At 40.7% G+C, this 12,189-nt stretch carries 13 protein-coding genes; 7 read left to right on the forward strand and 6 right to left on the reverse strand.

All coding sequences use genetic code 11. The features are described 5' to 3' along the window. Positions 1-152 precede the first annotated feature (152 nt). Positions 153-1,142 carry an NTD biosynthesis operon transcriptional regulator NtdR gene (gene ntdR, locus BGM23_RS16370; protein WP_003233114.1) on the reverse strand — a complete coding sequence of 330 codons (990 nt, stop codon included), beginning with the start codon at positions 1,140-1,142 and terminating at the stop codon, positions 153-155. A gap of 103 nt (positions 1,143-1,245) precedes the next feature. Here ntdR and ntdA point away from each other — a divergent pair, with 103 nt between their 5' ends. From ntdA to glcP, 4 genes are all read left to right on the forward strand, one after another. After that, positions 1,246-2,571 (forward strand): 3-dehydro-glucose-6-phosphate--glutamate transaminase, encoded by a 1,326-nt coding sequence (gene ntdA / locus BGM23_RS16375; RefSeq protein ID WP_003233116.1) that lies wholly within the window; start codon positions 1,246-1,248, stop codon positions 2,569-2,571. Next, positions 2,543-3,391 carry a kanosamine-6-phosphate phosphatase gene (ntdB, locus tag BGM23_RS16380; protein WP_003233118.1) on the forward strand — a complete coding sequence of 283 codons (849 nt, stop codon included), beginning with the start codon at positions 2,543-2,545 and terminating at the stop codon, positions 3,389-3,391. Before ntdA ends, ntdB begins: the two co-directional genes overlap by 29 nt. A gap of 13 nt (positions 3,392-3,404) precedes the next feature. Beyond that, positions 3,405-4,457 (forward strand): glucose-6-phosphate 3-dehydrogenase NdtC, encoded by a 1,053-nt coding sequence (gene ntdC / locus BGM23_RS16385; protein WP_003233120.1) that lies wholly within the window; start codon positions 3,405-3,407, stop codon positions 4,455-4,457. 71 nt (positions 4,458-4,528) lie between these two features. After that, positions 4,529-5,734, forward strand: coding sequence for a glucose/mannose transporter GlcP (gene glcP / locus BGM23_RS16390; protein ID WP_003233122.1), 1,206 nt, complete (start codon positions 4,529-4,531; stop codon positions 5,732-5,734). A 157-nt stretch (positions 5,735-5,891) separates the two neighbouring features. Here glcP and BGM23_RS16395 read toward each other — a convergent pair whose 3' ends face one another. From BGM23_RS16395 to BGM23_RS16410, 4 genes are all read right to left on the reverse strand, one after another. Continuing rightward, positions 5,892-6,419 carry a MarR family transcriptional regulator gene (locus tag BGM23_RS16395; RefSeq protein ID WP_015715632.1) on the reverse strand — a complete coding sequence of 176 codons (528 nt, stop codon included), beginning with the start codon at positions 6,417-6,419 and terminating at the stop codon, positions 5,892-5,894. Between the two features lie 76 nt (positions 6,420-6,495). Next, positions 6,496-7,995, reverse strand: coding sequence for a monooxygenase (locus tag BGM23_RS16400; RefSeq protein WP_003233126.1), 1,500 nt, complete (start codon positions 7,993-7,995; stop codon positions 6,496-6,498). 179 nt (positions 7,996-8,174) lie between these two features. Next, a complete protein-coding gene (gene lepB, locus BGM23_RS16405; protein ID WP_003233128.1) occupies positions 8,175-8,681 on the reverse strand; it encodes a signal peptidase I in 507 nt (168 codons plus the stop codon). A 1-nt stretch (position 8,682) separates the two neighbouring features. Next, positions 8,683-9,306, reverse strand: coding sequence for a TVP38/TMEM64 family protein (locus tag BGM23_RS16410; protein ID WP_010886465.1), 624 nt, complete (start codon positions 9,304-9,306; stop codon positions 8,683-8,685). A gap of 151 nt (positions 9,307-9,457) precedes the next feature. Between BGM23_RS16410 and BGM23_RS16415 the strand changes: the two genes are divergently transcribed. The 3 genes from BGM23_RS16415 (at position 9,458) to BGM23_RS16425 (ending at position 11,694) form a co-directional block, all read left to right on the forward strand. Then, complete coding sequence (locus BGM23_RS16415; RefSeq protein ID WP_003233132.1) at positions 9,458-9,820, forward strand: YhjD family protein; 363 nt, start codon at positions 9,458-9,460, stop codon at positions 9,818-9,820. Positions 9,821-10,027: 207 nt separating this feature from the next. Next, positions 10,028-10,228 (forward strand): DUF3311 domain-containing protein, encoded by a 201-nt coding sequence (locus tag BGM23_RS16420; RefSeq protein WP_003224377.1) that lies wholly within the window; start codon positions 10,028-10,030, stop codon positions 10,226-10,228. Further along, entirely contained in the window at positions 10,225-11,694 is a 1,470-nt protein-coding gene (locus BGM23_RS16425; RefSeq protein ID WP_029726292.1) for a sodium:solute symporter family protein, read from the forward strand. Before BGM23_RS16420 ends, BGM23_RS16425 begins: the two co-directional genes overlap by 4 nt. Positions 11,695-11,737: 43 nt before the next feature. Here BGM23_RS16425 and BGM23_RS16430 read toward each other — a convergent pair whose 3' ends face one another. Continuing rightward, positions 11,738-12,007 (reverse strand): excalibur calcium-binding domain-containing protein, encoded by a 270-nt coding sequence (locus BGM23_RS16430; RefSeq protein WP_029726293.1) that lies wholly within the window; start codon positions 12,005-12,007, stop codon positions 11,738-11,740. Between the last annotated feature and the right edge of the window lie 182 nt (positions 12,008-12,189).

The following is a 12,189-nucleotide window of genomic DNA, read 5'->3' on the forward strand; positions in this document are numbered from 1 at the left end:
ATATTTCGTTGTTAATGGATCAGGTTTGAAGTGAGTGCTGCCAGAGGGTGAAATGAAAGAAATAATTGACGACTTACGATTGAAAAAGAGGTTAAAATGAATAACCTCTTTTTCTTATATAAAGATATAAAATGATAAAGGGAAATCTATCGTTACGTTGATTCTCTTATAATAAGCTTTGTTGGCAGTTTAATAATTCTTCTGTTTAAAGTGGCATTACCCGAAATGGACTCGATGATTTTCAACACAGCCTGTTGGCCTAATTCTATTACGGGGATATCAATTGTTGTTATGGTCGGAGTAACGACTTGGCAGATCAATTGGTTGTCAAAACCAATTACAGCTAAGTCTTCTGGAACTTTAAAGCCATTTTTCATCGCCTGTTTAATAATCCCTGCGGCGACTTGATCATTTCCTGTAAATATTGCTGAGGGTCTGTCCTTTAGATCCTTTATCTTATGAAAAACACGAAAGCCATCCTCGATATTAAACATTTCGCCGAATATCCATTCGCTTCTATGATGTAAATTGTAATCTTGTAAAGCTTTCAAGTAACCCTCTTTCCTCTGACATTGAGCTTCGCTATATGGAGTATCAAAACAAAACCCAATTTTATCATGCCCTCTTTCAATTAAATGTACTACCCCCATGTATGCGGCTTCAAATTCATCATACCCAATTATCGTGATGTCCGCTGAGTGATGATATTCATTACATAATAAGATAGGACCATACTTTAAGAAAGGGGATATCTGATCCCATTCATTTTCTAAAGTCCCAAGAATAATGCCATCCACTTCTTTATGCTTCAATAACTCTAGTAATTCTAGCTCCGTCTGTTTGTCATAAAAGGTCTGAAATACAATTACCTTGTAATTCTTAAACAGTGCTTCATGAGAGACCCCTTTTATTAATTGAGCAAAAAATGGATGGTCGATACTCGGAACCGATAAAGCTATCGTTTGTGTCTTATTTCTCCTAAAATTCCGAGCTAAATAATTGGGAGTGTAGTCAAGTTCGTTAATAGCCTTTAAGATCATATCTCTTTTTTCTTTCGACACATAAGGATGATTATTCAATACTCTTGACACTGTGGTTTTAGACACATTGCATAATTTTGCTATTTCATCAATTGTAGGCATATTTTCCCTTCCTTAAAAAAGTTGTTGACATGTTACCGATTTCAGAAACTAGGATAAATTTGTAATAAATTTTTAGATTATAAAATCATTGGAGGTACTGTTCATGCAAAAACAGGTTAAGATTTCAGGTAAAAGCAAAGAAAACATGTCACTATTAAAACACTTAAAAGGTGACGTACAAGGAAAAGAACTTGTTATTGAAGACAGTATTGTAAACGAGCGGTGGAAACAAGTATTAAAAGAAAAGATAGATATTGAACATGATCTTTTCAACTATCAAAAAAATCGTGAAATCAGTAAAGTCCCTTTTTTGCCTGTAGACAGATTAATAACCAATGATGAAGTGGAAGATATCTTAAATACATTAACTGAAGTTTTGCCAACTGGAAAATTTACGAGTGGTTCCTATTTAGAGCAATTCGAAAAAGTTTTATCTACATATTTACATAAAAGGTATGTAATTGCAACCAGCAGTGGAACCGATGCTATTATGATAGGTTTATTGGCTTTAGGATTAAACCCAGGGGATGAAGTTATCATGCCGGCTAATAGCTTTTCAGCTACTGAAAATGCTGTGTTAGCTTTGGGAGGCGTTCCTATCTATGTAGATATTAACCCACAAACATTCTGCATCGATCCTGACAAAATTGAAGAAGCAATAACTCCTTATACAAAGTTTATTCTACCTGTGCATTTATACGGAAAACATTCAGACATGCAGCATATTCGTCAAATCGCAAATCGTTATAAATTGAAAGTAATTGAAGATGCCTGCCAAGGAATTGGACTGACAGACTTAGGAAAGTATGCAGACATCACTACATTAAGTTTTAATCCCTATAAGAATTTTGGTGTATGTGGCAAGGCTGGGGCAATAGCAACTGATAATGAAGAACTCGCTAAAAAATGCATTCAATTTAGTTATCACGGTTTTGAAGTAAATGTAAAAAATAAGAAAGTCATCAATTTTGGATTTAATTCAAAAATGGACAATTTACAGGCAGCAATTGGTTTAGAGAGAATGAAGTACCTTTCATTAAACAACTTCAAAAGATTGTTCTTGGCGGATAGATACATTACCCAATTAGCAGAGTTGCAGAATAAAGGCTATATTGAATTACCAGAATTAAGTGAAGATCATGTATGGCATCTGTTTCCTATTAAGGTAAGAACAGAAGATCGGGCAGATATCATGACTAAATTAAATGAAGATTTTGGTGTTCAAACAGATGTATATTATCCAATACTGTCTCATATGCAAAAAACTCCTTTAGTACAGGACAAGTATGCAGGACTCCAATTGGTTCATACGGAAAAGGCTCATAGTCAGGTACTGCATTTGCCTTTATATCCGTCATTTACTTTAGAAGAACAAGACAGAGTAATGGAGGGACTGTTTCATGTTATTAAGCAAGAAATCGGAGTATAAAACGTTATCCACGGTTGAACATCCTCAGTATATTGTTTTTTGTGATTTTGATGAAACGTATTTTCCGCATACAATCGACGAACAAAAGCAACAAGACATCTATGAACTCGAAGACTATCTAGAACAAAAAAGTAAAGATGGGAAGCTAATAATCGGATGGGTTACTGGGAGCAGTATAGAATCTATTCTCGATAAAATGGGAAGAGGAAAATTTAGATATTTTCCGCATTTTATAGCTAGTGATCTTGGAACTGAAATTACGTACTTTTCAGAGCATAACTTCGGTCAGCAAGATAACAAGTGGAACAGTCGCATTAATGAAGGGTTTAGTAAAGAAAAGGTTGAAAAACTTGTGAAACAGCTACATGAAAATCATAACATTCTTTTGAATCCTCAAACTCAATTAGGAAAGTCACGGTATAAGCATAACTTCTACTATCAGGAACAAGATGAAATAAACGACAAGAAAAACCTATTAGCAATTGAAAAAATCTGCGAGGAATATGGCGTTTCAGTAAATATAAATCGGTGTAATCCCTTAGCAGGCGATCCAGAAGACAGCTATGATGTAGATTTTATCCCCACAGGGACAGGAAAGAATGAAATTGTAACGTTTATGTTAGAGAAATACAACCTAAATACCGAAAGAGCTATCGCATTTGGGGATAGTGGAAATGATGTTCGTATGTTACAGACAGTAGGGAATGGATATCTGCTAAAAAATGCAACACAGGAAGCCAAAAACTTGCACAACCTTATAACTGATAGTGAGTACTCAAAAGGAATTACTAATACCTTAAAAAAATTAATTGGATCATGAGGAGGAAATAAAAATGAAGAAGATAGGAATCATAGGTGCAGGTGGTATTGCAAGAGCGCATGCAACTGCTTTATCTACAATAAAAAATGCAGAGTTAGTAGGGGTATATGACATAAATCAACAAAATGCGGAAAGCTTTGTGAAAACTTTCGGCGGGAAGTCATTTGAAAACGCAGATGAACTAATTGATGCCTCAGAAGGTTTAATTGTAGCATCACCAAACTTTTGCCATAAAGAATATGCTTTGCAAGCATTAGGAAAACATAAGCATGTATTGTGTGAAAAGCCTATGGCTATTTCTCTTGAAGAAGCAAGCATAATGAAAGATACCGCTGAAAGGTTGAGCGTAAGAGCCAGTATGGGATTTAATTATAGATATTTATCTTACGTAAATATCTTAAAAAGCTTAATTATCAATAATGAACTAGGTAACATACTGTCCATAAAAGTACACTTCAAGAAAAATAGTGCACTTAGACGTAAGAAGTTTACTTGGAGAGATGACGCTAATAGTAAGAAAACCAGCGGGTCATTGGGGGATCTGGGTATTCACCTTATTGACATGGTATGGTATTTGTTCGAGAGTGATTTCATCACAGAATCAGTAAGGGCAAAGATGAACACAAATGTAAAAACAAAAGAGGATAAACAGGTACTTGTAGATGACTATGCAGAAATTTATGGCCAGCTGAAGAACAAGGTATTTGTAAATATCATCACATCAAAATGTTCTGTACCTGAAGACTGTGGTTTTAGCATTGAGGTAGTTGGACACAAAAAAGAGTTTAAATACCACACAGGTAATCCTCACGTTTACAAGCTCATAGATGGCTTGAACGTGGTAGACTGCCCAGTACCGCAAAGCCTATTAAACGATCCGCCAAACGAGTTTTATGGATGGGCTGATTCTTTTAGAAGCGAGTTAATCAATTGGATTGCATCAACTCAGAATGATTGGGTTGAGATCCCTTCTTTTAGTGATGGTTTTAGATCTCAGGAAGTGTTAGAAATGTTCTTTGAGAAAGACAGCAACTCTCAACCAAGGTCTGTTTCAGCAGTCAACTAGTATTTCAAAGAGAGAAGTTACTAAAAAAGCAGGAATTTACTTTCCTGCTTTTTCATATAGGGGTGTAATGAATGTTAAGAGGGACATATTTATTTGGATATGCTTTCTTTTTTACAGTAGGTATTATCCATATATCAACAGGGAGTTTGACACCATTTCTATTAGAGGCTTTTAACAAGACAACAGATGATATTTCGGTCATAATCTTCTTTCAGTTTACCGGATTTCTGAGCGGAGTATTAATCGCACCGTTAATGATTAAGAAATACAGTCATTTTAGGACACTTACTTTAGCTTTGACAATAATGCTTGTAGCGTTAAGTATCTTTTTTCTAACCAAGGATTGGTATTATATTATTGTAATGGCTTTTCTCTTAGGATATGGGGCAGGCACATTAGAAACGACAGTTGGTTCGTTTGTTATTGCTAATTTCGAAAGTAATGCAGAAAAAATGAGTAAGCTGGAAGTTCTCTTTGGATTAGGCGCTTTATCTTTCCCATTATTAATTAATTCCTTCATAGATATCAATAACTGGTTTTTACCGTATTACTGTATATTCACCTTTTTATTCGTCCTATTTGTAGGGTGGTTAATTTTCTTGTCCAAGAACCGAAAGTACGCTAAGAATGCCAACCAACAAGTGACCTTTTCAGATGGAGGAGCATTTCAATACTTTATAGGAGATAGAAAAAAATCAAAGCAATTAGGCTTTTTTGTATTTTTTGCTTTCCTATATGCTGGAATCGAAACAAATTTTGCCAACTTTTTACCTTCAATCATGATAAACCAAGACAATGAACAAATTAGTCTTATAAGTGTCTCCTTTTTCTGGGTAGGGATCATCATAGGAAGAATATTGATTGGTTTCGTAAGTAGAAGGCTTGATTTTTCCAAATACCTTCTTTTTAGCTGTAGTTGTTTAATTGTTTTGTTGATTGCCTTCTCTTATATAAGTAACCCAATACTTCAATTGAGTGGTACATTTTTGATTGGCCTAAGTATAGCGGGGATATTTCCCATTGCTTTAACACTAGCATCAATCATTATTCAGAAGTACGTTGACGAAGTTACAAGTTTATTTATTGCCTCGGCAAGTTTCGGAGGAGCGATCATCTCTTTCTTAATTGGATGGAGTTTAAACCAGGATACGATCTTATTAACCATGGGAATATTTACAACTATGGCGGTCATTCTAGTAGGTATTTCTGTAAAGATTAGGAGAACTAAAACAGAAGACCCTATTTCACTTGAAAACAAAGCATCAAAAACACAGTAGAAAACGTATAAAATAAAGATACTAATAGACATATCGTATAAGCAGTGCAAATTCCTGAACATCTTGAATTTCATTCTTCAAGAGGAAATCTGATTTACGTTACAGCCTTGAAAAAGATAGAAACAAAGCGAAAAACACGCACCGCAGTGCGTGTTTTTTATTTAAAAATGCTAGGAAGCCCCCCTTCAATTTCTTCTGACGACGGATACCATTTTGTCACCAGATCCCGAAACAGCCGTTCCGCAAAAAGAATCTCTTCCTCGGTATAGCGGTCAAAAAATGACAGAAAACGCTGTTCAGCCTTCTGATGATAATATTTGTGCAAACTGTGCAGCTTTTTTCCAGCAGGCGTCAATCGGAAGTAGACCTCCTTTTTATTATCGCTGAGCTGTGTTCTGTGAAGGAATCCTGCGCCGAGCAATTTTGTGCTGATGCGTGATACAGTCGCTTTTGTCGTATTCATTTTTTCTGCTATCGACGTGACATTAATTGGTTCATTGTCCCCGACACAGGATAGAACATGAATTTCTGTCATCGTCAATTGAGATTTACTCCCGTGCTCTACATCCAGCTTCCCCAATTCGTCAGATAAAAAGGCTTTAATAAGCCCCTCCCATTTCTCCTGCTGATGAATGAGCTCCGCATACAATTCAAAAAGATTGCGTTTCGTATGATCTGTGTTCATCGGGTTTTCCATCCTTTTTCATTCGATTGTTTCTTCTATCATACCGTTTTGTTACAGATGAAACAATCGAATTGAATTATATTCGGCTGGTGACGGAAAACCAGCGGCTGATCCCTTTTTGAATCACCTCGGCACAATCGGGCGCTGATGCATCCACCGCCCAGGCTACATGTCCATCGGGACGAACCAATATGGTATGCACATCCCGCAACTTTTCATTCGGTTCTGCAAGCGAGGCGGTTACCGTACGTAAGCCTTTCACTTCGATATGCTCATCAGCTTCCTGCCTCAATGACAGCAAAACGAATGACCCGTTTTGGAAAAAGCTGTACAGCCATTCCGAACTGCCGTCGGAAAGAATCAGCTTCATGTCAGGGAGCCGTGCCCCGTTCAAACGATTCGGCGGCATGGTACGATCAGCTTCATATCTGACATCGAGTGCAGAAATTTGCCCTGCTACATATCGATTCACATCAGGGAAGGCCAGCAGCTCCGACATCATGCTTCGCAAATGGAGGCCTGCTTGAGTGAAATCGATCAGCTTTGTCTGTGCCTCCGTGTTTCTGAGGAGCCCTTCCGCTGCCGGATGCCGCTCGTCATGGTAGCTGTCCAAAAGCCATGAAGGCGCAGAGCCTTTGATGGCCGCCGCCAGTTTCCACCCAAGGTTCATTGCATCCTGAAGACCGACATTCAGTCCTTGCCCGCCCGCCGGAAAATGAATATGCGCGGCATCACCCGCAAGAAAGATTCTGCCGTCCCGATACCGTTTCGCTTGGCGCGCGGCGTTCCCGAACCGCGACATCCACGAAGGGTTGCTTAAACCAAAGTCAGTTCCGCAAATTCGCAGGAGGTCAGCTTTCAGCTCTTCCTCAGTCACAGGCACATCTTTCGGCGTTTGCGTGCGATAAGGGCTGATCACAACGACACGGTATCGGTCTGGAGATAACGGAACAATCATAACACCGCCCTCTTTTGTGCAAAGGGACAGCACGCCTGACGGCGGCGGAGAAAGGAGCACCACATCCCCAAGCGCAGCGGTGACAGTGCTGTCTGTTCCCGGAAACTCAATTTTTGCCTGTTTCCGGACGGTACTTCCGGCGCCATCTGCCCCAACGGCAAACTTGCTTGTGATCGTCCGTACACTGCCGTCCCGATCCTTAAAAATCGTTTGGACCGCTTCCCCGTTTTGCGTAACCGCCAGCGCCTCGGCACCCCGAAACACCTCTGTTCCCAGGCTTCGTGCATGATCTTCAAGAAGCTTTTCTGTTTTTGACTGCGGGAGCAAAAGCGTGTAAGGACAGCTCGTATCCAAGCCTGAAAAATCCAGACGGGTATCCAGCATTGAAAAATGTCCGGAAGGTATCTTGCTTCCCTTGGATACGAACCGCTCTAAAATCCCTCTCATCTCAAGGAGCTCCAGCGTTCGGGGATGCAGCGTCAATGCCTTGGAATGCGGAACAGGTTTTTCAAGCCGTTCAATCACACATGTTCCCACTCCGGCCATCGCAAGCTCAGAAGCCAGCATAAATCCGACCGGCCCTCCTCCTATAATCACTGCTTCATATTTCATCATCATTCACCACTCCTTTTGTTTCATGAAAAACGAACAAAAACCAATAAAAACGGCCCTCTAATCAAAAAATATATAAATTTTGTTACATAGGTAACAATTTTGATTATATCTCCTTACAAATTTTTCTTCAACACATTTTTCCAAACGGCATACAAAAAGACGCCTCTTCAATTAGCGTCTTTTTATTCGGCATCAGAAATCACACCGACAATATTTTTTTCTCTTATCGGACCAAAATGCCGGCTGTCGAAGCTGTATATGCGATTATCTCCAACGACAAAATATTTTCCTTTCGGCACCTTGCTTGTTCCCGTCACATCTTTCAAAGAAAAATCACCCGTTACATGGCTGCCGGCAGAAACAGATTTCAAATGCTTCAAAAATGGCTCAGCAACCTGCTTTCCGTTCACATACAGCTGATCATCTTTATATTTGATCGTTTCACCGGGCAAGCCGATTACCCGTTTAATCAGCACTTTATGATCAGGGCCTTTAAAAAGGACGATGTCAAAGCGATGGATGGTTTTAAATCGATGCGAAAATTTATTGACCAACAATTCGTTTCCTTCCTGGAAGGTCGGGTTCATACTGACGCCTTCTACCTTGTAATCAATAAAGACAGCATTTTTAACCTGAATGGCGAGAACAACGGACACTACACCGGCAAGAAACCAAAACCGTTTTTTCATGTTACTGTCTCCCTCCATCATGCTCACGCTGACTGGCTCTTACATGCAGATACCGCTCCACCTTTTTGCCGACATACCATAAGACAGTGATCACCAATACGGCGATGACCGTTCGAATCGGCTGTGTAATCAGCGCGTGCAGATCATATCCGATGAAGCTGATCATAAAAATCATGACAAGCTTCCCCGAGGCTGCCGCCAAAATAAACGGCCGCGTTCCGATCCTTGACAAACCGGCAACAACATTCACCGCGGCTGACGGTGTAAATGGAAAACAAAGCAGAAGAAACATGGGACCGAAGCCGTGTCTTTCCACCCATAACATCAGCTTTCTGACAGACGGATGACTGCGGATAAATCCAAGCAATTTTCTCTGTCCGTATTGACGGACAATCAAAAAGACGAGAATGGAACCAGCAGTTGATCCCGCCCAGGATAGGATGAATCCTTCCCACAAGCCAAACGAGTTCGTATTCGCCACCACAAACACGATCAGCGGCAAAAACGGGAGAAATGCTTCAATTAAAGGCAGCAGCACAGCAATGAGCGGACCGAAAGCCCTATAGCTTTGAAATAATTCAGTTAAATGTTCTTGTGTCAAATAGGATAAAAAATGCTCCAACATTTATACTCCTTACCGGGTTTGTCTATCCTTATTCTACACATTATCAGCAGAAAACTAAAAAGTTTTGGTGATTTTTTCTGTCTTGAAACATTTCACCAGCCGATATAGAATACAAATAGAACAAACGTTCCCTTAGAAAGAAGGAGTCAATATGCCAAATCTGCAGGAGGAAATATACGATTTAATTGAACGGGCTCTCTTTTTGCCCATGGCCATTACGATTTTTAACCGTGATCTCGCCGGAATTGAAGAAAGCACATTAAAATTGAAGCATCCTTATAAACAGCTTATCAGCGAATCATTAAAAATAGCACAAAAGGATTTGATGGAGGTCAGAAAAGAACTGAGGAAAAGAAAAATTGCAATCCGCGAGACGGAACGCGATGAGGCCTTTACACTCTATACATTTGTCATCGACGGTTATGAAGAAAACCATCGCTATTTTAATCCGCGAATCCGTGAGCAGGTCAGCGAATTATTAACATACTATCTATTTGCCCCAGACAGACTCTGAGCCTTTTGAATCATACTGCCCGTTCCCTCTTCGGGCGATTCAGAGCATTAATTTCAGACAATTCACACTATACAAACAAAATAAATTTATTTATAATTCGAACCACAGCCTTTCACTCCAAAAAATGACATGTGCTGCGATATCTGCGACATCATTTTCAGTACGCTTAGGCTTGTACACCTCAATCCTAAATAGAAGGAGGATTCTATGAAACTGATTCACGTTCTTGCCGCTTTGCCCTTTATCGGAATCTTACTCGGCATCCCTTTTGCAAATAAGGTGACCCCCTATGTGTTCGGCATGCCGTTTATTCTTGCCTATATTGTGATGTGGGCTCTTTTGACCTCTGCGCTGATGGCGATTGTGTATGTCCTCGACAAGGAAAATAAAAAGGAGGAAGCAGAATGAATGCAGCTCTCATCATCATCTTCGGTGTCCTGCTCTTGAGTATTTTTCTCGGTATACGCGCCCAAAAAGGAAAAGACATGAACCTGGAGCAGTGGACGGTCGGAGGGCGCGGCTTCGGAACTGTTTTCGTCTTCCTTTTGATGGCAGGCGAAATTTATACTACTTTTACGTTTCTCGGCGGCAGCGGCTGGGCCTACGGAAAGGGCGGTCCAGCCTTTTATATCATCGCCTACGGATGTCTGGCCTACATCCTTTCTTACTGGCTTCTTCCAGCAGTTTGGACGTACGCGAAACAGCATAAACTAATGTCGCAGTCTGATTTTTTCACAAAAAAATACAACAGTCCGCTGCTTGGCATTCTCGTTTCACTGGTCGGCATCGCCGCACTCATTCCCTATCTTGTACTGCAGCTGAAAGGCCTCGGGCTGATTGTATCGGAAACCTCGTACGGCAAAATCACCCCGACCGCTGCCATCTGGATCGGCGCTGTTTCCATCACGGTTTATGTTATGGTTTCAGGCATTCACGGGTCTGCCTGGATATCGGTTGTGAAGGACATCATGATTCTGGTTGTCGTTCTGTTTTTAGGTGTGTATTTGCCAATTCATTACTACGGCGGATTTCAAGACATGTTTCAGCAGATTGAAACGGCAAAGCCTGGCTTTCTTACGCTCCCCGAATCGGGACAAAGTGTGGCCTGGTTCAGTTCAACCGTACTCTTGACAGCGCTTGGTTTTTACATGTGGCCTCACACGTTTTCCGCTTCGTATTCAGCCGAAAACCCAAAAGTCTTTCGTAAAAACGCCATCATCATGCCTTTGTACCAGCTGGTCCTGCTCTTTGTCCTTTTCGTCGGCTTCGCGGCTATCCTGCAAGTTCCAGATCTGAATGGCGCAGACGGGGATTTGTCGCTTTTGAGACTGTCTCTGCAAGCATTTGACCCTTGGTTTGTCGGAATTATCGGTGCTGCCGGACTGCTGACAGCACTTGTGCCAGGGTCTATGATCTTAATGTCCGCCTCCACACTGTTTGCAAAAAATGTGTACAAGGTAATCGCGCCCCGCACGACAGAACAGCAAGTATCGGCTCTTGCTAAGTTTTTAGTGCCGGTGATTGCGTTGATTTCGGTGTATTTTACCTTCAAAGGCGGGAATACCATCGTTACGCTGCTTTTGATGGGCTACAGCCTTGTCACACAGCTTTTCCCCGCCCTTTTGTTCAGCCTGTTCAAGCATAATATGGTGACAAAGCAAGGAGCCTTCGCCGGCATTATTGCAGGTGTCGGAGCAGTTACTTATATTACAATGACGGAAACGACGATCGGCACTTTATTTCCGGCTCTGCCGCAATCCGCAAAAGACTTGAATGTCGGCATCGTCGCCCTGCTTTTGAATATCACGGTCATGATGGCAGTCAGCCTTATGACAAGGAAGGCGAAAAGTGCTGCGGCCGATCAGGCGGCTTAAGCAATAGAAAAAGCAATCTGGTCATCAGATTGCTTTTTCTTGTTTACCGTTCACAGGCGATAAGATCTTTATCGCGGTCTTTATTTTTATTGGCATCATAAAGGTCCTTAGAGACGTAAGGCTTGTACTTCGTTTTTCCGCCTTTGTTTTTCACCTTCGATGTGCGGGCCACTCCGCCTTTGTATACTTTGTTTAACTCCTTGCAGTTCTTATAGACCTTCACCTTTGTTTTGGCTTCCGCCACATGGTCAGCTCCGCATGAAAAACCGAAAACGAGACCGAGTGACAGCAAAACCGCCGCCGCTTTTTTCATGACGATTCACTCCCCCAACACCCAATATTTAGTTGATTTATAGCTCGAATTTATCATAATTCATATAGTCTTATTTGACAAGATAAATATGGAAGAAGGCTTTGTTTTTTCTTGTTTTCTTTTTCCTTCACTATTCAAACTGCCAAAACATGTTTTTCTGCTTATGCTCAGGGGTACACATA

The sequence above is a fragment of the Bacillus sp. FJAT-14266 genome (assembly GCF_001719225.1).
Classification (GTDB): domain Bacteria; phylum Bacillota; class Bacilli; order Bacillales; family Bacillaceae; genus Bacillus; species Bacillus subtilis.